Source organism: Ruminiclostridium papyrosolvens C7, assembly GCF_000421965.1.
Classification (GTDB): Bacteria; Bacillota; Clostridia; order Acetivibrionales; family DSM-1351; genus Ruminiclostridium; species Ruminiclostridium papyrosolvens_A.
This window is the reverse complement of the sequence record NZ_ATAY01000063.1, coordinates 303,099-328,067: the sequence shown is the minus strand read 5'-3', so window position 1 is coordinate 328,067 and position 24,969 is coordinate 303,099. Positions and strand designations below refer to the sequence as shown.

The 24,969-nt window shown below is 38.7% G+C and carries 18 protein-coding genes; 14 read left to right on the top strand and 4 right to left on the bottom strand.

Annotated features, from left to right (window positions below):
* Positions 1 to 42 precede the first annotated feature (42 nt).
* The 3 genes from L323_RS34605 to L323_RS34595 all read right to left on the bottom strand — a co-directional run bounded on the left by L323_RS34605 (position 43) and on the right by L323_RS34595 (position 3,781).
* The gene (locus tag L323_RS34605; protein ID WP_020816257.1) at positions 43 to 921 is read right to left on the bottom strand and encodes a sugar phosphate isomerase/epimerase family protein; all 879 of its coding nucleotides are present in this window, start codon (positions 919 to 921) and stop codon (positions 43 to 45) included.
* A 69-nt stretch (positions 922 to 990) separates the two neighbouring features.
* Positions 991 to 2,364 carry an FAD-dependent oxidoreductase gene (locus tag L323_RS34600; protein WP_020816256.1) on the bottom strand — a complete coding sequence of 458 codons (1,374 nt, stop codon included), beginning with the start codon at positions 2,362 to 2,364 and terminating at the stop codon, positions 991 to 993.
* 43 nt (positions 2,365 to 2,407) lie between these two features.
* The gene (locus L323_RS34595; protein ID WP_020816255.1) at positions 2,408 to 3,781 is read right to left on the bottom strand and encodes an FAD-dependent oxidoreductase; all 1,374 of its coding nucleotides are present in this window, start codon (positions 3,779 to 3,781) and stop codon (positions 2,408 to 2,410) included.
* Positions 3,782 to 4,254: 473 nt separating this feature from the next.
* Between L323_RS34595 and L323_RS34590 the strand changes: the two genes are divergently transcribed.
* The 14 genes from L323_RS34590 (at position 4,255) to L323_RS34525 (ending at position 23,984) form a co-directional block, all read left to right on the top strand.
* Positions 4,255 to 5,874 carry a response regulator gene (locus L323_RS34590; protein ID WP_020816254.1) on the top strand — a complete coding sequence of 540 codons (1,620 nt, stop codon included), beginning with the start codon at positions 4,255 to 4,257 and terminating at the stop codon, positions 5,872 to 5,874.
* 39 nt (positions 5,875 to 5,913) lie between these two features.
* Positions 5,914 to 7,716 (top strand): cache domain-containing sensor histidine kinase, encoded by a 1,803-nt coding sequence (locus L323_RS34585; protein ID WP_020816253.1) that lies wholly within the window; start codon positions 5,914 to 5,916, stop codon positions 7,714 to 7,716.
* 375 nt (positions 7,717 to 8,091) lie between these two features.
* Positions 8,092 to 9,060 (top strand): ABC transporter permease, encoded by a 969-nt coding sequence (locus L323_RS34580; RefSeq protein WP_020816252.1) that lies wholly within the window; start codon positions 8,092 to 8,094, stop codon positions 9,058 to 9,060.
* 35 nt (positions 9,061 to 9,095) lie between these two features.
* A complete protein-coding gene (locus L323_RS34575; protein ID WP_020816251.1) occupies positions 9,096 to 9,992 on the top strand; it encodes a carbohydrate ABC transporter permease in 897 nt (298 codons plus the stop codon).
* A 71-nt stretch (positions 9,993 to 10,063) separates the two neighbouring features.
* Positions 10,064 to 11,641 (top strand): extracellular solute-binding protein, encoded by a 1,578-nt coding sequence (locus L323_RS34570; protein WP_020816250.1) that lies wholly within the window; start codon positions 10,064 to 10,066, stop codon positions 11,639 to 11,641.
* Positions 11,642 to 11,726: 85 nt separating this feature from the next.
* A complete protein-coding gene (locus L323_RS34565) occupies positions 11,727 to 13,100 on the top strand; it encodes an FAD-dependent oxidoreductase (RefSeq protein ID WP_020816249.1) in 1,374 nt (457 codons plus the stop codon).
* 275 nt (positions 13,101 to 13,375) lie between these two features.
* On the top strand, positions 13,376 to 14,683 hold the full coding sequence (locus L323_RS34560; protein WP_020816247.1) for an FAD-dependent oxidoreductase: 1,308 nt from the start codon (positions 13,376 to 13,378) through the stop codon (positions 14,681 to 14,683).
* A gap of 84 nt (positions 14,684 to 14,767) precedes the next feature.
* Positions 14,768 to 16,036 carry an FAD-dependent oxidoreductase gene (locus L323_RS34555; RefSeq protein ID WP_031342215.1) on the top strand — a complete coding sequence of 423 codons (1,269 nt, stop codon included), beginning with the start codon at positions 14,768 to 14,770 and terminating at the stop codon, positions 16,034 to 16,036.
* 51 nt (positions 16,037 to 16,087) lie between these two features.
* Positions 16,088 to 17,167, top strand: coding sequence for an erythritol/L-threitol dehydrogenase (locus L323_RS34550; RefSeq protein WP_020816245.1), 1,080 nt, complete (start codon positions 16,088 to 16,090; stop codon positions 17,165 to 17,167).
* A gap of 17 nt (positions 17,168 to 17,184) precedes the next feature.
* Positions 17,185 to 18,195, top strand: coding sequence for a zinc-dependent alcohol dehydrogenase family protein (locus L323_RS34545; protein ID WP_020816244.1), 1,011 nt, complete (start codon positions 17,185 to 17,187; stop codon positions 18,193 to 18,195).
* Between the two features lie 18 nt (positions 18,196 to 18,213).
* A complete protein-coding gene (locus L323_RS34540) occupies positions 18,214 to 19,236 on the top strand; it encodes a zinc-dependent alcohol dehydrogenase (protein WP_020816243.1) in 1,023 nt (340 codons plus the stop codon).
* Positions 19,237 to 19,270: 34 nt separating this feature from the next.
* Entirely contained in the window at positions 19,271 to 20,236 is a 966-nt protein-coding gene (locus L323_RS34535; protein WP_020816242.1) for a carbohydrate kinase family protein, read from the top strand.
* Between the two features lie 303 nt (positions 20,237 to 20,539).
* Positions 20,540 to 22,573, top strand: a complete 2,034-nt coding sequence (locus L323_RS34530) for a Na+/H+ antiporter (RefSeq protein ID WP_020816241.1) — start codon at positions 20,540 to 20,542, stop codon at positions 22,571 to 22,573.
* Positions 22,574 to 22,703: 130 nt separating this feature from the next.
* Positions 22,704 to 23,984, top strand: a complete 1,281-nt coding sequence (locus L323_RS34525; protein ID WP_020816240.1) for a DUF3237 family protein — start codon at positions 22,704 to 22,706, stop codon at positions 23,982 to 23,984.
* Positions 23,985 to 24,000: 16 nt separating this feature from the next.
* Here the strand turns inward: L323_RS34525 and L323_RS34520 are convergent, their stop codons facing one another.
* On the bottom strand, positions 24,001 to 24,768 hold the full coding sequence (locus L323_RS34520; RefSeq protein WP_020816239.1) for a helix-turn-helix transcriptional regulator: 768 nt from the start codon (positions 24,766 to 24,768) through the stop codon (positions 24,001 to 24,003).
* Positions 24,769 to 24,969 lie beyond the last annotated feature (201 nt).

Here is a 24,969-nt window from a genome sequence, read left to right as displayed (position 1 = left end):
CAGCTCGTCATATTATTGCATATACCTGTATTACCAGAAGTACTATGGTTTGCGGTTTTCTAGCACATATCTGGAAAAATTAAGTGAGGCCTGTGCTTCTCTGTCCAGCTTTTCCTCATCTGCACCGTTGCTAATATCACGCCAAACCTTAATATTGGATCCGACAGTTCCGCCCATTCTTACAAAAGGTTCCATAACAACGCTGCCGTTATAACCTATATCAGCAAGTGCCTTACCAATTTCTATCCATGGAATTCTTCCTCTACCGGGAACTTTTCGATTACATTCGCCGGTGTGTAAATGTCCCAAGTAAGAGCCTGCAGTCCTGATTGCACCTCCCATACTATCTTCCTCGATATTCATATGGAAGGTATCAAGCATTACCTTTACATTGCTGTGACCAACCTGTTTTACAAAATCTACACCCTCTTGTGCGGTGTTAATTAAATAATTCTCAAATCTATTAAGAACCTCAAGGCAGAAATCCACTCCACAAGCCTCAGCTACCTGGGCAACTTCTCGAACATTTTCAACGCTGCGCTCCCAATCACCTTTTTTATCAATTGTCTTTGTGTAATCTACCGGCCAATAAGAATATATAGCTCCACCTATCAAATGTACATCCAGCTTGTAAAGACGTTTTAGTAAATCTGTATAAAAGGCTTTAGCATTTTTGCGAATATCAGGGTCAGGAGATGACAGATTTTGTTCTGCATTGGGTCCATGACCCACCGTAAGAGTAATTCCATTGCCACGGGCACATGCTTTTAGTTCGTTAATCTGATTGTCACTGTAAAAAGGTAGTGGTGAAGCTGCTATCTCTAGAATATCAAAACCAAGTTTTGCAACCTTTTCAATATAATATTTATAATCAGCTTCCCATTCTTGCTCCCAATATGCGTAATATATACCATGTTTCATGTTAGTCCTCCTTAAAGGCAGAAATCACTTCGACACATCTGACAATACTCCCACACTTATATGCTGATTTTATTCAGCGGGTTCAAGAATTACGTTGGCATTGCGGAGGATGTTACGAACTTCCTTCACATCCACCTGAGAGGGAAGGATATTCTGCTTAACTGCCAGTGCAGCACCTACGCCGGCTGCCTCTCCTATAGCCATACAGGTTGGCATAACCCTTGCAGAACTCATAACTACTGCATCCAACGAAGCGCATCTGCCGCTGAACATAAGGTTGTCAATATCCTTACTTACTGTACATCCGTATGGAATACCGTAGGGCTTTATGCGCTTAACAATTGTACCTGCGCCGTTACCTTCATGTATGTCAATGATGTAGGAACCCAGCGCCACTGTGTCTTCCGGCACGTCACCCACCATGATCTTTTCCTCAGTCAATTCACAGAGGCCGGCGAAACGACGTGTTTCACGGATACCCATTGAAGGATATATCTGAGTTATATAGCAATTTTCAAATCCGGGAACATACTTTTTGAGTGTTTCCACCAGCTTTGGAATCTGTAAATGGCCCTCAATTTCTGAACGAGTCAAATCCAGTACATCACTGCCGTTAATTCCCAGATGTCTAGTAGAATTAATGTGTACCTCCCCAGGAATCAGACTTTTAATGTAAATAAGGGTGTCTCTATCAACAGGCAATTCGCCTTTTGCTTTAAGTTCAAGGAATAGCTTACGTAGACCAACCATTACATGGTATGGGTTTGAACGGAAAAATTCAGCATTGTACTTGTCAAAGTCACATTCAATAGTATTACATAAACGCATCTGTTCAGGATCACTTGCTATGAATTCTATTGTTTTGTCGGTATCAACATTACCTAAAGTAAACATAAGAGTAGGTGGCTGCAATGCACCGGTGTCCTTTTGACCCATGTTGTAGGTAGCACCTGCCATATAGCCCATGTCACCATCTCCGCTGGCATCTATATAGACAGCAGCCTCTACCTCAATATGATAACCCTTTCCAAATAGCGTAACTGCTTTAATCTTACCATTCTCTACGTTGGTATCAATAATTTCAGTATGCAAAAGTATTTCAACGCCTGCATTAAGACACATCTCAAATGCAACGACTTTAAAAATCTCATGGTCGTAAAGAGTTATAGAATTGTGCATAGGGCAGGGATAATGATCTGTACAGGAATTACGTTTTTTCAGTTCATCAACAAGTTCTTGTGCGATACCTGCAGTTACAGGTTTACCGTCTTTGTCCAGATACCCTAACAACGGTAAACCTATCGTCAAATTACCGCCAAGATATCCGCTCTTTTCTACCAGAAGTACTTTTGCACCATTTCTGCTTGCTGCAATTGCTGCAGGGATGCCACCTGGACCACCGCCAATAACAACTACATCATATTTTCTTTGGAGGGTTTTCATAGTTTTTGTCTCCTTTAATTTTATAGTTTTATATTAGAGAGAATTAATCCTTGATAACTGCACCTTGCTCAATCAAAGTATTACGAAGATTAACAATGTCCACATTCTCAGGACAAACACCACTTTTAAGTGATATTGCAGCCGCTGTACCTGCTGCCTGCCCCATGGCTATACATGCAGGCATAACTCTATAGCTTGCTGCGGCTTCTGAGGAACCGCATATACTGCGCCCTGCAACAAGCATATTGTCACAGTTTTTAGGAATAAGACATCGGTAAGGTATTGTGTAGTATTTATCAACACAGGTAAATGTAACACCGCCGCCTGTTGAATTGTGTACATCAATTGCATATCCGAAGGTACATATTGCATCGTCGAAATGTTTACGTGAGAGTATATCTTCTGCTGTTAGCTCGTATTTTCCGACAATGTGTCTTGTTTCACGAACTCCTAGTGCAGTAGCTACTTGAATAAGCTGAACATTCTCACAGCCCGGAAGGTATTTTTTCATAAATGCTATAACTTCCTGCACTTGACGTCTGCCTTCAATAAGCGCTTTAGTTATATCTGAAGTCTTGGTAGCATCAATATGCGCAATACGAGTGGTATTTATCTTCCACCTTCCGGGTATATTCTGCTCATAGTTACCTAATTCGTTACGGTCAAGTGTCCAGTCACCGTTAGCCTTAGCTTCTTTTACATACTTAGCAAAACAATTGGCAACGTGGTTGTCCAAATTAGATTTATTAGCTTCAAGCTCCCCTAAATATTTATCACGGTCAATATTACCAACTTCAAAGAAAAGAGAGGTAGGCTGCATAATGCCCGTTTCCTTTTTGCCAAGCCACGTAGGAACTCCTGCGAAATAGGCCACATCAGCATCACCGGTGCAATCTATGTATAGTTTTGCACGAATTGCTGCAATACCTTCCTTCATATTAACAATTACATAATCTATTTTTTCGTCCTTAGTAATGCAGTCAGTAACCTGTACATTGAATAGTATTTGTGTACCTGATTCTTCAAGCATTTCTTCCATTACAACTGCAAGTATCTCCGACTGATAAGGAGTAACGTGTCTATGGCTTGCCATATAATATGAAGAATAAGATGTCATACCTTCCACTTTGGAAGGATGAATAGCACCACCCCGGGCCTCAGTCCGAAGGCAAAGTTCATCAAAAATACCCTTTACTAATTGTTCCTCAGCATCGTTATCATAGCAGGTCATAAACGGACCCACCAGACCTGCTGTAGCCATTCCACCAAGAATGCTTAAACGCTCAATAAGAAGTGTTTTAGCTCCGTTACGTGCCGCTGCAATTGCCGCTCCGAAGCCCGCTGTACCACCACCGATAACAAGGACATCTGTTTCTATTACAGTTTTAATGGTTTTTGTGTATTGAATTTCATTCATGGTATCCTCCTGAAAATCTTATTTTTTTATGTTAACAAATTAAATTTCAATATATACTTTAACGAAATTATTGTAATCAAAAACTACTGTATAAGCATGGAGGATTATCATTTAAAAGATTATTTTCTTTAAATATAACATTTAATACTTTCAAGTCAACAGAACAGGAAAATGAGTAAAAGATAGTGATAGTTTTTAAATAAATAGAACATAACTTCTATATTTTATCTCTGTATAAATCAACAAAATATAACAATTTATGATATAACATTTGATATTTCTACATTTAAATATTGTTGGGCCGTAATCATTTGTGGTATACTATGACACATAGATTTCCTGTATATTTGTTATACAAAAAAGTTTCAAATCATCGCATGTATGTAAGTTAAGCATGGTTTCTATGATAGATATCCAATTTCAGGGCGTGGATTTATAATAATTCGGGTATTAGATTCAGATGGGAGAAAATTATGTATAAAGCGATTATTGTTGATGATGAAGATTTGGTACGCCAAGGCTTAAGAAAACATTTCGATTGGAGCGAACACAATATCGAGATAGTTGCCGATCTTTCTGATGGTCAGAAGGCGTTTCAGTTTGTGAAGGACAATCATGTTGATCTGGTGCTTACTGATGTCCTTATGCCTTATATGGATGGAATAACATTGGCAAAGAATTTACGAGAGCTTTATCCGGAGATAAAGATAATATTTATTAGTGGTCATGATGATGTAAGCTACCTAAAAAATGCACTTAAAGTTGAGGCTGTGGACTATATTCTTAAGTCCATTGATTTGGACGAGCTTAAAGATACGGTTAGCCGTGTGGTAAATACTATGAATACTGAGAATCAGAGTAAAAAAACCATGGCTGATATGGAAAATCTTTTGAATCAGAGCTTTCCACTTTTACAAGAGCGTTTTTTTATAACAATGATTCGTGATGATTTCGAAGATCCGAATATAATGAAAGAACGTATAGAATTTTTGAATATTCCACTTAATGATGAAATGTATTATTGTGTACTGGTAGTGCAGATACAGCGTATTTACAGCAAGTTTCATGTCTTATCGGAACGTGAGCGTCAACTTCTTTCCCTGCAGATACAAAACGAATGTACAGAAGTTGGTAAACAATATAGTGATACCATCTGCTTTGAAAATAAGCAGGGTGAATATGTTATGATATTGTCCTTATCAGAAGATGAATATGAAGAAACTCTCCTTGAAGTTTCTGAAAATATTGACAAGCGTCTCAATGGTTGTATGAATCTGCCGGTATCCATTGGTATCAGTGACAGATTTAAAGGGCTTGAAAATATAAAAACATCTTATGAGAATGCAGCTAATGCCATAAGTAAAAGGTATTTACTTGATGACGAACTGACTATTTCCGTTGATAAATATGAAATGGACGAAAGTCTCAAAGAATATAAGGAGAGAGCTGAAAAAAGTCTTCAGGAATGTTTAAGCTGTGGAAATACAGAGCAGGTATCCGAGGTTCTTAGAGAGCTTTTTAATATTATAAGAGAAAAATTTCATCATGATGAAGAGCAGAATTTGATGATTTTTTTACTGCTGCTCCCGACACGAATAGTAACTGATATAAAAATAAATAAAAAAAGTGATTATTCGAATCAACGGATGATTTTAGAGAAATTCCTGTGCTGTGGGGATTTTGAAGAACAATGTCTTCTGATACAAAAGCTTTATTTTGAGGTGGCAACCCTCATGAGCAGCATGAGCAAAACGTATTCCCATACAATTATCAATCAGGTCCGAAAGACTATTGACGAACGCTTTAAGGAACAGATATCAATAAGTACATTGGCAAAGGATGTTTACTTAACACCCACATATTTGTGCGTATTGTTTAAACAAGTTACCGGAACTACAATAAATGATTATTTAACTCTGACCCGACTTGAGAAAGCAAAGAAACTTTTATCAGATCCGTACATTAAACTGTATGATGTATGTTATGAGGTTGGTTATTTATCACCAAGCTATTTTTCCCGTTTATTTAAGAAATACACAGGAATCTCGCCTAGCGAATATAGGAATGTTGCAATAGCATCTTCTGAGCAATAGCATTTGCATAAGAAATCGGTGTATAGAAAGGAATTATCTATGAATCGAATAAAGTTACGCGAGAAAATTTCCAAACGAATCATATATAGTGACAATATGCGCTTATCAAAACGAGCAATAGCTCTTTTTGCTTTTAGTGTGGTTATACCCCTCACAGTTATCGTATATTTGTATTCCATTCATTCGGCAAATATCATTGAGAATGAGCTTTCAAACAATATGCAATTGGCGGTCAGTCAAATAAAAAACAATTTAGATTACCGTTTTGAACAGATTTCTGAGAGTGCACTTTCAATTCTTAGTACAGCCTATCCTTACGTAAGAAGTGGCAGTACAAGTGTTGAAACTCAGTTAAAAGAATACGATGAACTAAAATCTCTGGTTTCAGCTTATGAAGGAAAACACATGATAAGTAAAGTACGTTTATATGTGCCCTCCGGAAAAATTTATGCAAACCAGCAGGAAACATTTTATTCTTTGCCGGAGCTTACGGAGCAATCCAGTGAAACATACCAAAGGGGCGTTGTTTGGCTTAAAACCTATGGCTCGCGTATTTATGAGGGAAGAGGGTTAACAAATATTATATCCTGCCGTATGACAATTTCCAGTAAAACCAATTATGATGAAATTGCAAGTATACTACAATTAGATATAGAAGAGACCAAGCTTAGCAGAATATTTTCAGCGGGTATAAGCATTGATGAGGAAATTTATCTGGTAGATTCAGATGGAGTTATAATATCTCATCCCGATTCAGACATGATTGGCAAGAATGGCCTTTCTACTACTGAGCTCAGTACTGTATTGCTGAATAAAACGGGACATTTGAGTGGAAGTATGAGTCAGGATGCAGATCTTGTGGCGTTTTCAAAATTGAGTGCAACGGACTGGTACCTTATTATGAGATTACCTTCAACTGCGGTTTATGGCTCTGATGTTTTTTCATTTGATGTTATGCGTGCACTTCTGATTATTGCTGTTGTAGTGGTTTTTGTAATCTCACTGATTTTGATATATTCCAGCATTATTGAAAATACCATAAAACGAATAAATAAAGCTATCATGGTACTTAACAATGAGGGTATTGATCAAGTTGACAGTGCTTTTTCAAAGAATAATAATAAATCACTTGCATTACTGGAGAATAATGCTAACCAATTGGTTGTTACTATCAAAAGGTTAATGGAAGAATCATATGAAGCAAAATTGAAAGCACGTGATTATCAGTTAAAAGCTTTACAGGCACAAATAAATCCTCATTTTCTCTATAATACTTTAGATTCCATCAAGTGGATGATATTGGAGGATCGTAAGAAAGACAGTATATGGATGATTAACGCATTTTCAAAATATTTCCGTCTGAGCTTAAGCAAAGGCAGAGATGTTGTTACTCTTCATGATGAAGTGGAGCTGATTCAGGCTTATATTGGAATTATGCAAAAAAGGTTTAGTAATATTTCTACCATAGATATTAATATAGAAGATAACCTCAAGGAGTGTCTTATTCCTAAATTATCTCTGCAACCGTTAGTTGAGAACGCCCTCAACCATGGAATTCTCCACAAACAAGCAGACGACGGCCGGCTTGTAATTACCGCAAAAAAGGAAAACGGTAAATTAGAAATCATTATAAAGGATAATGGTCAGGGAATGAGCCTGGAGCAGCTGGAAAGGCTTTTAAACCAAGAAAATAGCAATACAAAAGGCTATGGCCTTGGGAATGTAGATGAAAGACTTAAGCTATTCGGAGGGGATGATTGTGGACTCACGGTAAGCTCGGAGTTGAACATAGGTACAACTGTAACCCTGTCGTTACCTTTAAGATATATGGAGCAAGAGTAAATATATAGCTAAACATAACTCTGTGGCGTTAGTAATATTATTAGCGACCGTAAAATAAGTAAAAGAACATAGGGACTGCTAGAATACTATATCTGTGGCTTATTCTAGCAGTCTCTAATTCTATATATCGACTTTTTTAGTGCTATTTCAATAAAATCCATCACAAAATGAGCATATTTTTATGCAAATATAACAGTTTTGGATAAGAAATCAGAAGATTGAGTCATTCAACTCACAATGTTTGTATGCTAATATAAGAACATAGATTGAATACAAACTTGAACTGAAAGCTTTCAAAGTCTATATTCTACACATTTTAAAATGTTCTATTATGTAAAGTTTCTACTGACAGGCAATTTTCGGAGGAATAATACTATGAAAATGATTGCTTCAAAATCAAAAGCAAAAAACGAAATACAAAAGCATTCTAAATTCGGAGCATATTTGAGAGAGCATTATCTCATGTATATAATGTTGCTCCCCGGACTATTCTTTTTGATAGTCTATAAGTTCTTGCCACTGTATGGTATTACAATTGCGTTTAAAGATTATAGCATTTTTGCTGGTAATAATCCGTTGGATGCAATTGCAAAAAGCGAATGGGTAGGATTGCAGCATTTTGAGCGATTGTTCGCAAGTTCAGCGTTTATCAAAGTCCTTTTAAATACTTTGATTATTAACCTTTATAAGATTGTGTTCCTATTCCCAATTCCTATAATATGTGCGATTTTACTAAACGAAATTCGTAATAGAGTTTATCGTAAGCTGGCACAGACGGCAATATATATTCCATATTTCTTTTCCTGGGTTGTTACGTTTGGTATTTTCTATTCCTTGCTAGGAACTTATGGAATTGTAAACACCGGGTTATCTGCGTTCGGGTTTGAAAGGATTAGTTTTTTCTCGGATACAAACGTGTTCCGGGGACTGTTAGTCTTTACCGAGGGTTGGAAAGAAGTTGGTTGGAATACAGTCATTTATTTGGCGGCTATCACAGGTATTGACATTTCCCTCTATGAAGCAGCTCGAGTGGATGGTGCTTCCAAGCTACGTCAAATCTGGCATATAACATTGCCGGGAATGGCATCTACCATCGTATTGATGCTAATTCTAAAGGTAGGGTATATCCTGGATACCGGATTTGAACAGATTCTCGTATTCTACAATGCAACAGTATACGATGTAGCGGATGTAATCCAAACTTATGTTTACCGTATGGGCTTAGGTCAATCAGATTTTGCCTTAGGAACTGCACTTGGTTTATTTAATTCGGTTGTAGCATTTATCTTAATTGTTGGTGCAAATTCTATTTGCAAGAGGTTACTTCATAGGAGCATTTGGTAATTAACTGAAAGTATATCTTGTTAGAGGTGAAAACTATGTTTATGAAGAAAAAGAAAACGGGCACTCCGCTGGAAGCAAGTGAGAAGGTTATGATAGTAATTTCCTACATTATCATGAGTATACTTGCACTGTGTGCGATACTTCCTATTTTACATGTGCTATCAAAGTCATTCAGTAGTGCATCTGCTGTTACATCGGGTTCTGTGTTGTTTTGGCCGGTTGATATACAGTTTGAAACAATGAAATATGTTCTCAAAGAGACTACATTTTTACATTCCCTTAAAAATACCATAATTGTTACGGTTTTAGGTACAATCATCAGTATGGTGGTAACAATTACAACTGCGTACCCACTATCTAAACCCTCATTCAAAGGTCGTAAAGTATTTATTATGTTATACATTATCAGCATGGTGTTCTTTGGTGGAATAATTCCTGCATATATGGTGGTTCGTACCCTAGGTATTATTGATACATTTGCTGCGCTGATACTTCCGTTTTTTATAGTCCATTTCAATATGTTCATAGTTAAGAATTATTTTGAAGGCTTGCCTGAAAGTATTGAAGAATCAGCAAAAATTGACGGTGCCAGTGATACAAGAATATTGATATCCATTGTATGTCCAATGTCTACACCTGTATTGGCGACAGTAGCTATGTTGTATGCTGTTAATTATTGGAACAACTACTTCCACGCAGTTATGTATACCAATAGTACCGAAATGCAGACCTTGCAGCTATTTACCTATAATACTATAAGTAATACACAGACAATTGTTGAGCGTCTTGTAGCAGGTAATTACTCTAATGTTTCAATCGATGGGATTGTTTCAGCAGTAGTTGTTCTTTCACTAATACCTATTGTTGCATTATACCCATTGGTTCAGAGATATATGGTTCAAGGTATTACGATTGGTTCAGTCAAAGGTTAACCAAATTTAATTTTATTCCACATTGTAGTTTATCGGGAGACCGATAAAAATAAAAAGGAGGAAGGGAAATTATGAAGAAGATTTTTGTATTGTTTCTTGCGGTTTTGATGATTGTGTCTAGCTTAGCAGCTTGCGGACAGAGCAGTAATTCCACTTCAAGTAACACCTCAACAGCAGGTACAGCAACTGGGGCGAAAGCTCTGGATGGCGAGAAGCCGGAACTCAAGTATCTTGGCTATAATGTCAGCTTTGATCCTAACACTGACGGCATGGCAAAAATCTATGAAGAGAAAACCGGTTACAAAGTAAAGTACAACGTACTTCCGGCTGAAAATGCAGATGAAAAGCTCCTTATGGAAGTTGCATCCGGTGCTGATTATGATGTTATTCAGGTAAGTGTATCCCAGTTCCAAACGTTACTCTCACAAGGTGCATTGAAGCCTCTTTCAGATTTACTTAATCAGCATGGTCAGGATGTCCTCAAAGGTGTAAATGAAGATTCCTGGAAGGCTTGTTCGGGTCCTGATGGTAAAATCTATGGTATTCCTTACAAATATCCATACCCAACTGAAGTAACAACGTTCATGGTAGCAAGAATGGACTTGATGAAAGCAGCTGGCATTAATGAACTCCCAAAAACAATAGACGAATTCTATAACACTCTTGTTACTCTTAAAAAGTTTTATGGAGATAAATACATTATCTTCACCGGCCCTTTCCGTGCTGCTTCAGAAGCTTCAGTTAACTGGGATATCCCACAGAGTATAACCTCTGCATTTGGTATCTATAATGACTGGATGGTTGATGAAAACGGTAAAGTTTACTACATGACTGAACATAAGAATTTCTCTAAAATGATTGAATTCATGCAAAAACTATCAAACGAGGGACTTATAGATCGTGATTGGGCGGTTAACAACACAACCACGGTAAATGAGAAATTATCTGCAGGAAAAGCAATCATTGCGGCTTCAAACCGTGTTGGGGTTGCTGTTACTACTCCAATCATGACAGGTAAAGACGGGTTAGGCCTAAAGAATGAGGATCTTGGCTATATTGGTGCACTGGCAGGTTCTGATGGCACTTGCAAATATATGAAGACTGAAGCAATTAATCAGGTAACCTGTATACTGAAGAGCTCCAAAAACGCTGAGCATGTTATTAAATGGATAAACATTAAGCAGCAAAATCAGCTCTATCTGAATATCGGTGTTGAAGGTACACACTTTACTTATGATACTGATGGTTCAATAAAACCGATTAACCCTATCTTTGCAGAGGAACGTGGTAATTCCTACTGGTATCTTAACAGTACTAACGAGGAAGAGTTTGCAAAACAGTGGCCTTCTCGTGTTAGAAAGAGTGATGCAATGTGGGCTGCATTCGATGCAGTTACTAACAAAGCAAACAAAGAAACACCAAATATTTTTGTAGATAATACCTTCGCATTCATGCCTTCATTGGAGAATTACTCAAAATATAATCAGTCATTATTTAAGGCTACCAGTGACTTTACCCTCCAGCTTATCGGTGGAACAAAGAAAATTGGTGATCTCAAAACCTTCCAGTCAGACTGGACAAATAGTGGTGGTGAGAAAATAAGAACAGAAATGCAGAATTGGTATAACGAGTTCTACGGTAAAAAGTAAATATATAGCTAGTGTATTATTTGTAGCAGTCCCAATGGGGCTGCTACAAAACTAAATAACGAAATATATGATAAGGAGAAAGAGCATGAGTAAAATAAATTATACAAAAGAACTTCCTGTTTATCGTGATATAGATATTCTTGTTGTTGGTGCAGGACCTGCAGGTATCGGCGCCGCTATATGTGCAGCAAGAAACGGTGCAAAGACGTTAGTAATTGAGGATTCCGGCTGTGTGGGAGGACAGGCTACTAATGGTCTGGTAGGCCCTTTTATGACTGTATACGATGCAAAGAGTGAAAAGCAGATTATTAAAGGTATCTTTGAAGAAATAGTAAATCGCATGGTTGAAATGGGTGGTGCTATTCAGCCCAGTGAAGTGAGATCCAGAACATCTCGTGCAGGATTCTATAAAATTGGTCATGACCATGTAGGTCCCTTTGATCACGAGGCTTTAAAAATGGTTGCTTCAGACATGATTCTCGAAGCCGGTGCAGAACTTCTCCTGCACACCCAGTTTATAGATGTACTAAAAGAAGATGATAAGATTGTTGGAGTGGTGATTGCTAACAAATCAGGAATTTCCGTCATACATGCAAAAATTATAATCGACTGTTCAGGTGATGCAGATGTAGCAGCAAGGTCTGGCGTAAAATATGAACTAGGTAACATAAATGATGGCAACATGCAGCCGGCGACTATGTTTTTCAGAGTTTGTAATGTTGATTCAGAAAGATTGAAGGCGCATATTAAGGAGCATGAGGAGGAGATCCGTCCGTTCTATGGCCCGTTCAGCTGGTTAATCAAGGAAAAACAGGAGGAATGGGGAGATGTCCCTCGTGCAGAGGTGTGTCTCTTTGAAAGTCCTGAACCCGGTGAATATCGTTTAAATGTAACCCGAATTTTAGATATTGATGGAACCAATGCCGAGGATCTGACTAAGGCTGAATTAATCGGTATGAAACAGGTTCATAAAGTATTTGATTTTATGAAGAAATACGCCGTTGGTTTTGAGAATGCAAAGTTTATGGGTACAGCTGCCAGAATAGGAATTCGTGAAACTCGCCATATTGAAGGCCTGTACAAGCTGACATCAGACGACGTTATAAATTGCCGTGTGCCTGAAAACTCCATCGCTGTTCTGGCAACAAATATGGATACTCACAATAAGAGCGACCCGGGTGGAACATATTATACCTTAGAAAATGGCCCTTACTTTGGTGTACCATACACTTGCTTGGTACCAAAGGGTGTAAGCAATCTCCTTGTAGCAGGACGTTCTCTTTCAGCTGATGCCATAGCCGGTTCAGCTACCCGTATGATACCTTGCTGTATAGTATTTGGTCAGGCGGCTGGAACTGCTGCGGCATTAGCCATTAAGGAAGGTAAGCTCCCGGCCTCTATTGATGTAAACGAACTCCGTACAACATTGAAAGAGCAAGGTGCATTTTTAGGCGTATAGGAATTTATATGTTTTTAATATTGATGTTTCACTTGATTTAACTAAGTTTGAAACATTACACTAGAAAATTCCAATTGGATAAATTCCTATACTGCGGGGATTGAAAAAAGGGGAGTCCCCCTTTCAGGAGGGTGCTCAGAAATGTGAAACATCTCGTCCAAGAGAACCTAGGGTTCCCTAACGAAAAAGAAAATTTGTGTGCTACATATAAATACGCACATAAAAAACTGAGCGTAGCGAATTTTCTTGATGAATAAACATAGGAGGATACAGGCATGAGTTTTGAATCAGTATCATATCAGAAATCATTAGAGATAGCAGCACATTATGATGTTGTTGTCATCGGCTCCGGCCCTGCTGGTATTTGTGCAGCTGTTTCAGCGGCTCGAATGGGAGCAAAAACTGCACTAATTGAGCGTTATGGTACCCTTGGCGGTAATTTGACAAATGGTGCGGTTGCACCAATCTTGGGAAGTGTATCAAAAGGAACATTGCGAGATGAGCTTATTGTACGTCTGGGTGTTCCCGACAGCGACGAAACAGGTGTAACTCAACAAACACACGATTTTGAAAAAGCAAAGCGCGTTCTTATAGATTTTGCGCATGAAGCAGGTGTTAAGATATATTTACAGACCCCTGTTGTGGATACAATAACTGATGGAAAAAAGCTTACAGGTATTATCATTTCTCAAAAGACAGGTATGAAGGTAATTCGGGCAAAATCCTTTATTGACGCTTCCGGTGACGGTGATGTTGCGTATTTTACAGGTGCTGAATATGAAATGGGACGTGAAGAGGATTCCCTGTTACAACCTGTTACCTTAATGTTCCGTTTGCAGGGTGTTGAGGACGATGCACTAACTTGTATAGGTGAACTTGACCATGTTACTTACAAAGGTGAAAGATTCCTTGATTATACAACCAGACTTTGCAACGAAGGCCATTTACCGTCTAATGCAGCATCAGTACGTTCATTTCGTACTGCAGTTCCCGGTGAACGTGTTATCAACACAACACAGTCAAACGGTATTTCTGCGCTGTTAAGCGATGATTTGGAAAGAGCAGAAATCGATTTACGTGCCCAGATTGATGCTGTAACTGATTTTCTGAGAAAGTATGTTGATGGATATCAGAATTGTTTTGTAAAGAGTACGGCAAATACTCTGGGAGTTCGTGAAACTCGCCGTTTTATCGGCCAATATATGCTTGAAGACTCAGATCTTCGTACAGGACGAAGATTCGAAGATGTAGTTGTTCACAAGGCAAGCTTTATTGTGGATATTCATAATCCGGCAGGTAGTGCACAGGCTGAAGGAGTGCCGGAGGAAGTAATCCCCTATGATATTCCGTTGCGCAGTTTGATCCCAAAAAGTTTAGATGGTTTAGTTCTTGCCGGCAGATGTATTTCGGGTACACACCGTGCACATGCTTCATATCGGGTTATGTCAATCTGTATGGCCATAGGTGAGGCGGCCGGCATAGCAGCTGCACTGGCGGCACAAAAGGATATAGAACCTCGTGAAGTTGATTTCCAGGATGTGCAGAAAGTTTTGAGTGAACGGGGAGTTGAGCTTTTCGATTGACTTGTCCTTTAAGCTATAAGTTTAGCCATATAATTATTGAGCACTGCAAGGAGGATTTATGTTTACTATTGAAAAAGAAAAAAAATACAAGTTATAGATAGCTACGATGTAATTGTATGTGGAGGCGGACCCTCTGGTATTATTGCAGCAATTGCTGCAGCCAGAAACGGTGCAAAGACATTATTGATTGAGCGTTATGGATTTGTAGGAGGTATGGCATCAAGTGCCCTTGTAACTCCTATTAGCATATTCAAGAAAAAGAAAAAGTTAATTATTGATGGAATCCCATTCGAACTTATGAAGCGGATAAGTGCTCTTAATGGGGCTGATATTTCCCTTGATAGCGGAAATGTTCCTATAGACGATGAGATGTTCAAACTGGCTGCTCAGCAATTGCTCCTTGAAAGCGGTGTTACGCTGCTATATCATACTTATTTTTCGGATTGTGTTGTCACAGATGGAAAGGTTAGTCATGTAATCGTACAAAACAAAGCGGGACGGGTTGCATATGAATGTAAGGCTGCCATTGACTGTACAGGTGATGCAGATCTGGTTCGGGCAGCAGGATTTGAAACTACCAAGGAAACCAAGCTTCAGCCTGCATCTCTATGGTTTCAACTTGGTGGTGTGGATACTGATGCACTCAAAGATTTATTTGCTGATGCCGTAGATGAAAAAATGCCTATCAGTTCTGAAATACGAGGAAGATTGAGTGAGCTTAACCAAAAAGGCGAGATGCCGATATTTGGCGGGCCATGGATAAGCAGGCATTTTCGTGATGGTATAGTTACTATTAATTTGTTACGTGAAAGCACTGATGCAAGCTCTCCGGAACAATTTACAAGGACTGAATGCAGCTTGCGAGAAAATCTGTTTAAAGTAATAAATATTATGCGTGAGAATTTTTCCGCCTTCAAAGATTGTTGGCTTCTAAAATCGGGAACACAGGCAGGCGTACGTGAAACCTACCGTATCATCGGAATGTATAAGATGACAGCAGACGATGTACTCAATCCAAAGCAATTTAAGGACACTATTGCAAAGGGAACTCACGTAATAGATATTCATAAGCCGGATAGTATTGAACAGGACTGCATTAGTTTAAAACAAGAATATAATATACCTTATGGTGTACTCGTCCCTGTAAACAGTGAGAACCTGATTACTGCCGGTCGCTGCGTATGTGCCGATAACTCTGCTTTTGGCTCAATTCGAGTTATGGCAACCTGTATGGCAATGGGTCAGGCCGCAGGTACGGCTGCATCTATTTATGTGCAGAAGCATTGTTCTATGAGCAATATGGATACTGAGCTTCTGGTGAAAAAGTTGACAGAACAGGGGGCCATTATTTAATTAACATAAAACGATTTGAAAAACTTCCTATAAATGGAAAGGAGAAGCGCTATGAGCAATGTGCCAAAAACAATGAAAGCTTTAGTGGCCTATGGAAAAGGGGATTACCGTTTTGAAACGAATTATCCTACACCGGAATGTGGGCCGGATGATATCATCATCAAAACAGAAGGCTGCGGTGTTTGTGCAAGTGACCTGAAATGCCAACATGGGGCAGCAATGTATTGGGGTGATGATAACCAACCGGCATGGGTAGAACCACCATTTATTCCGGGGCATGAATTTTTAGGTCATGTCGTTGAAGTAGGCGAAAATGTAAAGGATTTTCATATTGGAGATAGAATTATAGCAGATCAGATTGTTCCATGCGGAGAGTGCAAATTCTGCAAGACGGGTAGATATTGGATGTGCCAGCCCCATGCAATTTTTGGATTTCAAAAAGGTAACAACGGAGGTATGGCTGAATATGTAAGATTCCCTAAAACCTGCGTGATTTCTAAAGTACCTGAAGAAATACCTCTTAGTGCTGCTCTGTTAATTGAACCTTATGGATGTTCCAAACATGCAGTAGACAGAGCACAAATTCGCAATGATGATGTTGTAGTTATCTCCGGTGCAGGAACTCTTGGTCTTGGTATGATCACATATGCAAGAATGCAAAATCCTCAAAAACTAATAGTACTTGATATGGTTGATGTGCGTCTGGAAAAAGCAAAAGAATTTGGTGCGGATATAGTTTGGAACCCATCAAAGGTTAATGTGGTGGAAGAAATTATGAAGCTGACCGAAGGTTACGGCTGTGATATTTATATTGAAGCCACAGGACACCCATCTAGCGTTATCCAAGGGCTTAACATGATAAGGAAATTAGGACGTTTTGTAGAATTCAGTGTATTTGGAGAACCAACTATAGTAGACTGGTCAATTATAGGTGACAGAAAGGAGCTTGATTTACTTGGCTCCCACTTAAGCCCATATTGCTACCCATTTGTAATCGAAAACATCAAAAATGGCAATTTAAAAACAAATGGGCTTGTTTCAAAGACCTTTACAATTGAAGAATGGGAAACAGCCTTTGAATACGCTTCTGGAAAATATGGTGATTTTAAAGTTGCAATTACCTTTAAATAAAAAAGGAGGGTTATATCGTGAAAGCTTTTTTTATTGAAAAACCCAATTTGGGTAAAGTACGAGATGCTGAAATACCTGTTCCTGCGGATGATGAGATATTGCTTGAGGTTAAGGCCGCAGGTGTTTGTGGTACTGACGTTCACATATATAAGGGTGAATATTTTGGAAGCTATCCTAGAATTCCGGGCCATGAATTTTCTGGAATAGTAGCAGGCGTTGGAAAAAATGTTACTAAGTTCAAGGTTGGGCAGCGTGTTGCAGCAGATCCGAACATTTTCTGTGAGTCATGTGATGCCTGTAAGGAAAATCGTCAAAACTTCTGCTCAGATATGGAAGTCGTGGGCGTTACAAGACATGGTGCCTTTGCCCAGTATCTAACTGTACCTGAGCGTTGTGTATTTGATGTTTCAGGACTAACCTTTACTGAGGCCTCAATGGTAGAACCGTTGTCGTGTGTGGTTTATGGACAGGAAAAGGCAGGTATACCATTAGGAGCCTCTGTGCTGATATTTGGTGCAGGACCAATAGGGCTTATGCATTCTCAGCTCGCTGCAATAAATGGTGCCGCAAGTGTTACTGTTGTTGATCTCTTTGAGGATAAGCTTGCTTTAGCAAAAAAACTCGGAGCAGACTACACCTACACATCAAAAGAATTTGAAAAGCTTGGATTGGTTAATTCCTTTGAGGTTGTTATTGATTGTACCGGTGTACCAAGAGTTATAGAGGGCGAAATAAAATATGTAAAGGACTCGGGTACAATACTTTTCTTTGGTGTATGTCCTGACAATAGTGCAATAACAATAAATCCTTATGAAGTGTTTAAGAGAGAAATAAAGATTTGTGGAAGCTTTGCACTGAAAAAAACTTTTGGAAAAGCAGTTGCCTTTGCAAAAAGCGGTAAGATTAATTTGATGGATCTTGTAGACAAGAAGCTTTTATTGGATGATGCACCGAAACTTTTTGAGGACATTGTATCTGGCAATTCAGGTCTTAAAACTATTTTTTACCCTAATGGAATTGAAATATAATCTAATGGAGGATATTATATGTTACGTGCAATAATGACGAAACCTGGTAAAATTATATTTGAGGACGTTCAGGTTCCATTGGTAGAAGATAATAAAGTATTAGTTAAAATGGCAAGAATAGGTGTGTGTGGTTCAGATATGCATGTTTATCACGGAAAACATCCATATACCTCATATCCGGTTGTTCAAGGACATGAAGTAACAGCAGTCGTCGAAAAGTGTGGTGCTGGAGTTGTAGATTTTGCTCCGGGGGATAAAGTAACTGTTCAGCCACAAGTATTCTGTGGTAAGTGTGCAATGTGCAGAGAAGGAGATTATCATATTTGTGAGAACCTTAAGGTAATGGGATTTCAAACAGAGGGTATGGCAGCGGAGTACTTCCAGGTAGACCAATCAAAGCTTGTGCACATACCCGATGAGCTGGATCTTGACTCCGGGGCACTAATAGAGCCTGTTGCTGTTGGTATTCATGCGGTAAGGCGATTAGGAAATGTAAAAGGCAAAAAAGTATTGGTATTTGGCGCAGGTCCTATTGGAAATCTAACAGCTCAATCTGCAAAAGCAATGGGTGCAGAAAGTGTTATGATAACTGATTTAAGTGATTTTAGAATTCAAAAAGCTGTAGAGTGTGGCATAGATTTCTGTGTTAATACGGCAAAGGAAGATTTAAAGGAAGCAGTTTTAAAGAATTTTGGTAAAGATGGTGCCGATGCAATATTTGAATGTATCGGTATTCAACCTACAATGGATCAGGCTGTATCCATAGCCAGAAAAGGTACTACTATAATGGTGGTGGGAGTATTTGGTGATATACCAAGGGTGGATCTTGGGCTTGTACAAGACAGAGAGCTTACTTTGCGGGGTACTCTTATGTATAAAAGAGAAGATTTTGATGATGCTATAAGATTCATGGCTGATAAGAAAATTGTAGTAACACCACTTATATCACGCCATTTTGCATTTAAAGATTATCTTAAGGCATATGAATTTATTGAAGAATCTAAAGATTTAGCTATGAAGATTTTAATCGACATATTCTAAATAATTATAATAATTATTGAAAGTTGGGTGAATTATGATTGATGTTGTAGCTCTTGGGGAGCTTCTTATAGATTTTACACAGATTCGTTCCAACGATGATTCAGTCAGACGCTTTGAACAGAATCCGGGAGGAGCTCCGGCCAATGTATTGGCAGTATTATCTAAATTTGGAGTAAAGTGTGCTTTTATTGGCAAGGTAGGAAACGATGTGTTTGGAGAGTTTTTAAGGAAACAGCTTTTAGAGCTTTCAATAGATTGCCGAAATCTTGTTTCAGACCTAAATCATAATACAACCTTAGCGTTTGTTACCTTAGATGATAAGGGGGACAGAAGCTTCAGTTTTTATAGAAATCATGGTGCTGATACATGTCTTTCAGAAGAGGAAATTGATTTAGAACTTATTAAGGATTGTAAGGTATTCCATTTTGGAACGTTATCAATGACTCATGAGCCTTCACTTACCGCAACAATAAAAGCTGTTGAATATGCTAAGTCATGTGGAAAAATAATATCCTTTGACCCAAATTACAGAGCTCTTTTATGGGAGGATATTGACAGTGCAATATCAGCAATGAAATCAGGACTAAAGTATGCTAATATTGCAAAGCTGTCTCTTGAGGAAGCACAAATGGTTACAGGAAAAACATTGCCTGAGGATTGTTTGAAAGAACTCCTGAAATATGATCTAGACTTTATAGCAATAACAATGGGCCCTCAGGGCTGTGTTTATGCTACAAATAAGTACATGGGTTCTTTCCCGGAGTATCCGGCTAACGTCGTGGATACAACAGGTGCAGGAGATACTTTTTGGGGAACCCTTATATTAGGATTTTTAAATAACGGTGCAAATTTTGATGGGATTTCAGAAGAAAGACTTTCAGAAATTGTGCTAATGGCAAATATAGCTGCTGCAATGAGTACCGAGAAAAAAGGTGCAATACCATCAATTCCGGAATTTGCTAAAGTCAGAGCGGCTTTTGAAGAAATTAGCAGAAAGTAAGCAGTAAAAAAATTCAGGCTGAACAGGGTTGTTTAGCTAAAAAACGCTCATTTAAGATTGAATGTATCTTAAATGAGCGTTTTTTAATTTCACTGTAATAAGAAATCGTAAAAAGTATTTTAGAGCGCTGGTTGACTTGGCTATAATACATACAGAGGATGATGAGGATTATATTTAAACATATTGCCACCGCTGCTTCTTGGGAATAAAACCCAAAAGATATAAGTGTTGCAGCACGTGTGAAAATAAAGGTAAAATTATTTCTAGTCATATAAATTGGGTTTTACGCGGAGGACATTAATCTTGGACTTATTAACAATTATTTTATTATTAATGCTTGGACTACTTATATCTGATATTGTCAGTCATTATATTCCGTTCGTCCCTACAGCCTTGACCCAAATTTTGTTTGGGATAATCATAGCGTTTGTGATTGGAGATTTTACTTTTGAAATTGGAGCAGAATGGTTTTTGTTATTGTTTGTTGCACCACTATTGTATAATGACGGGCGGCATTTTTCACGCACGGAATTATGGGGGATGAGGTCTCAGATTTTTGGCAATGCTTTCATTCTTGTTATACTAACCACAATACTTGGCGGTTATGTAATTAACCTGCTTATACCCGGTATTCCAATAGCTGTTGCCTTGGCCTTGGCAGCGGTTCTTTCGCCCACAGACCCTGTAGCTGTCAATGGTATTGCCAAAAGGATAAGAATACCCGAAAAGGTGATGGTTCTTGTTAGAGGTGAATCACTAATCAATGATGCTTCCGGACTTGTAGCCTTTAAATATGCTATAGCAGCCGCTGTTACAGGTTATTTTTCTCTACGAGAGGCGCTTTGGGACTTTTCCTATACATTCCTGATTGGAGCTGTCGCCGGCATATTACTCGGTTTGCTTATAACCTTTGTACGCTTCAGATTGCGTAAAAACGGTATAAATGATAAGGTGTTCCATTCGTTGCTGCAGATTCTGACTCCCTTTGGAGTTTATATAGTTGCTGAGGATATCCTGCACGCTTCGGGAGTTATTGCAGTTGTAACTGCCGGAATTATTCACTCCATTGTCAAGGAACAGACAGAAACATACATTGCTGAAGAACAGTTGCTCACAGAAAACACATGGTCAATCGTTTTGTTTGTCTTAAACGGATTTGTGTTCTTATTATTAGGGATGAATATTCCGGCAGCAATGTTTGATACTATTTCAGACCCTGATATAGGGAACTGGCTGGCTTTTGGCTATGTTGCAGTTATCGGACTTGTAATTCTCGCAATTCGATTTGTCTGGTCCTTTTTGAGCAGTGCTTATAGTTATTATTTCAGGAAAAAAAGCGGTGTTGAAAAGCCGAAAGTAAGAGAAGCCATGATTACAACCCTCGTGGGGGTCCGCGGTGCGGTAACCATGGCTGGAATCCTTACCGTGCCTGCTTTTTTAGGAAACGCAGAAGTATTCCCATCACGTTCGCTGCTTCTTTTTATTGCCGCAGGAGTAGTTCTTTTGTTATTAATTCTTGCAACGATATTTTTGCCTTTGCTCTGTAAAAAGGATGCACTTGCAGGAGTTGAGGGGGAGTGTGAGGATCTGACCTGGGCCAAGAATAGACTTCTGCTGACGGCAATTAAAAAAATCAAATCAGAAACAAATGCGGAAAATGAGTTGGTGGCCTCAGAATTGATAAACGAATACACCGTCAGTTTTCAGAGAAATCTTTCGGGACAGCAATCTGATGAACAGCAGGCAGAATATTATAACAGGAAAACAAATGAGGCACGCTTACTGGCCTTAAACCTGCAAAGAAAGTATATCAACAATCTTTTGACCAATGATGAAATAGATATAACGGTTTTCGATACCATAACCAAATTTCTGAATCTTCGGGAAGAAACCCTGGATAATAATTTCCGTTTCGGAACCATAGTTTTCTTAAAACGAGCCATACGTGATTTCCGTCGCTTAGGTGTGAAAAAGCACATTTCCGGAGGTGCCGATTTGGATAATTTACATTTCGTAAGGGACATCCAAATTAACGCTATAAGTGTAGCCGTTACGGGCTTAGAGGAATACGCCAAAACACAGGAACAGCCGGAGTACGTTTATGCCGTTCTTCTGGATTATGAAAAAATGTTGCAGAGATTAAAATATACCGGAGAAAGTTATAATGAAAGTCTCGAAAACCAAAAGGAAGAATTGCGGTTTGAAGTAATGGATTCAGTGCGTTCTGAAATACACAGCATGTATGAAGACGGCGAGATAAACGCGGATCAGGAGAAGAACCTCAGAAGATTTACGAACTATATTGAGAGTATCGTTTTATATGAGCATAACGAATAATGTAAAAATTTCTAAAAATTAAATTCTCACTACTTTTTTATCTGAATATATTCAATTTCCAAAAGTATTTACTATTTACCAATAATAGGATAATATTTTAATACAAATTAGTAAGTAGAGGGGGATTAATATGTTTAAAAAGGTATTATTGTTAACTATTGTGGTTAGCAATATAGTTGTTGGGGCAATGACAACGGGAACAGTGGCTGCGGCGCAAATGGTAGAACCCGCTGCAACAGCGACTGCTAATAATTTTAAATATGGCGATGTTAATATGGATGATGCAGTTGATTCGGTAGATCTGGCATTAATGAAAGCTTATCTCTTAGCTAAAGCAAGTACTTTGCCAAATATTACAGCTGCTGATGTTACTGGTGACGGTACCCTTGATGCACTTGACTACGCTGTACTTAAAAAATATCTTTTGGGCTTAATTACTACACTACCTGCTGATGGCAGCGATAAGATACTTATTCCCCATGAATCATGGACTTGTGGAATGGCTGCTGGAATCCCCAAGCCTGAAAAAGGGGTGCTTGTTTTTGAAACTACCATGAAACTGCAGAACAGTTATGATCTGGGAAAAACCCAATATGGGCAGAGAAAAGTTTTTGTAGTTCAAAGCGGCAGTATAACCGGTTCGAAAATACAAGGTTCTGTATTGTCGGGCGGAATTGACTTTCAGTTGACTCTTTCAAATGGTGCAATGGAAATAGAACAATTATTGATGATAAAGGTCAATGACGGGAATTATATTTATCTAAGAAGTGCCGGTACCGCCGTAAATGAGAATGACGTGAGGATGGTGTGGGATTTTGAGGCTCCAAACTCAAGCTCATATAATTGGCTTAACTCCGGTAAATATGTAGGCAGACGTATTATAGACTCAGTTGCCGGAACAATGAAGATAAGTGTTTATGATGTATCCGGCATAAATTTTACACAGGATTCCACAAATTCATTAATAGTAACTGAACCCAGCGATGTACCGAACCAACCATGGGACTTTAGAAAGGCATCTTCTGAGAGAAACGGCAGTAAATTTATAACAGAGGCAGTCAGTCTTGGAGGGAGTCAATCGGTAGGAGCAAGCAAGAGAGGGAACAGAAACATTATTCCCATAACGGGCGGAACGGTTACCGGAAATTTAACTGCTAAGATTCTACCGGCAGGTGCAGATTATCAGAACCTATCGAATCCTATGACAATTGACGCAAGATATCTTTGGCAAACTGATGACGGAGAAATCATTATTGTTCGAAATGGAGGTCAATTTGGATCTCTAGTACCTACATTCGAAGTTCGGGCAGACAGTAAATACTCATACCTGAACCAAAAGTTATATTTGAGCTCAGATCCTGGTGGCGGAGCAGGCGGTGTTACAATTACGTTCTATGAAAGTATAAAATAGTTGAAGAAACATAGCGTCAGGTTTTTATTGAGTTGCGGAAGGCACTGGGTGTACAGCCGGTGATTTGATGAAACTGCCTGACAAAATGTTCTACATTGTTATATCCGCAAAGCACAGATATCTCTGCAATCGTGTGTGGGCTATGAATAAGCTGGTCTTTTGCAAAACGAATACGGCAATTTATTACGTCTTTCATGCAGGAGACCCCAAACGTTTCTTTGTACAGTGCTTGCAGATAACCTGCACTTAAATGCAGGCTATCTGCCATGGCGGGAACAGTCCAAGGATACCCCGGATTGTTATGAATAATTCTGCGCAATTCCAATATTGATTGAAATTGACTGGAGTTTTTAGTATACTTGGAGGCTTCGTGGAGTTTGATAAACAATACTTTAAGCAAATAGTCAATAGTAAGTTCTCTATAGCTGTTGCTCAACGTATTCTCTGCCACAAGTAACTGAAACAGCTTGTGGCAATATCCCGGATCAGACAAAGGGAATGGAATACCCAGAGGGATTGCAGTATCAATAAGGTATGGTTCTGCGGAATCAAAGCGAACCCAATCGTTAACATATTTGTCCGAGCAGGCCCGGTAAAGTATTTTATGATGTGGAGGGTATAAAACAGCACTGTTTGCAGGGTATTCTGTCATTTCTCCATTTACCCAGAATTGTGCTGGAGTCTGTGTAAGCACCAGCAGCCAACAATCATGCCCTCCAGGCATATCAAAAGCAAAACTTTCAGAGTGAGTGGCATCGTACTCCACGTAGTATATATGAGCCATTATCTTTCTCCGATCTTAGAATAAATCAATTTTATCTTAGTATATATCATTGCTTTAACCGGTTCAATATTTTACAATTTTGTTGATATAGCTGTGTAGCTAAAGCACGCGGTCTATTAATACTAGCTTCTGAGTATTTTTTACAACTATTTGAAATTATCAACCATAGTAGCACTGGCTATATGATGTTATACGAAAGGC

Excerpts from the sequence above, each read along its gene's own strand:
- L323_RS34580 (WP_020816252.1), top strand. The coding sequence starts at position 8,092 with ATGAAAATGATTGCTTCAAAATCAAAAGCAAAAAACGAAATACAAAAG.
- L323_RS34590 (WP_020816254.1), top strand. The coding sequence starts at position 4,255 with ATGTATAAAGCGATTATTGTTGATGATGAAGATTTGGTACGCCAAGGC.
- L323_RS34570 (WP_020816250.1), top strand. The coding sequence starts at position 10,064 with ATGAAGAAGATTTTTGTATTGTTTCTTGCGGTTTTGATGATTGTGTCT.
- L323_RS34540 (WP_020816243.1), top strand. The coding sequence starts at position 18,214 with ATGTTACGTGCAATAATGACGAAACCTGGTAAAATTATATTTGAGGAC.
- L323_RS34535 (WP_020816242.1), top strand. The coding sequence starts at position 19,271 with ATGATTGATGTTGTAGCTCTTGGGGAGCTTCTTATAGATTTTACACAG.
- L323_RS34575 (WP_020816251.1), top strand. The coding sequence starts at position 9,096 with ATGTTTATGAAGAAAAAGAAAACGGGCACTCCGCTGGAAGCAAGTGAG.
- L323_RS34595 (WP_020816255.1), bottom strand. The coding sequence starts at position 3,781 with ATGAATGAAATTCAATACACAAAAACCATTAAAACTGTAATAGAAACA.
- L323_RS34525 (WP_020816240.1), top strand. The coding sequence starts at position 22,704 with ATGTTTAAAAAGGTATTATTGTTAACTATTGTGGTTAGCAATATAGTT.
- L323_RS34550 (WP_020816245.1), top strand. The coding sequence starts at position 16,088 with ATGAGCAATGTGCCAAAAACAATGAAAGCTTTAGTGGCCTATGGAAAA.
- L323_RS34560 (WP_020816247.1), top strand. The coding sequence starts at position 13,376 with ATGAGTTTTGAATCAGTATCATATCAGAAATCATTAGAGATAGCAGCA.
- L323_RS34605 (WP_020816257.1), bottom strand. The coding sequence starts at position 921 with ATGAAACATGGTATATATTACGCATATTGGGAGCAAGAATGGGAAGCT.
- L323_RS34520 (WP_020816239.1), bottom strand. The coding sequence starts at position 24,768 with ATGGCTCATATATACTACGTGGAGTACGATGCCACTCACTCTGAAAGT.
- L323_RS34565 (WP_020816249.1), top strand. The coding sequence starts at position 11,727 with ATGAGTAAAATAAATTATACAAAAGAACTTCCTGTTTATCGTGATATA.
- L323_RS34585 (WP_020816253.1), top strand. The coding sequence starts at position 5,914 with ATGAATCGAATAAAGTTACGCGAGAAAATTTCCAAACGAATCATATAT.
- L323_RS34600 (WP_020816256.1), bottom strand. The coding sequence starts at position 2,364 with ATGAAAACCCTCCAAAGAAAATATGATGTAGTTGTTATTGGCGGTGGT.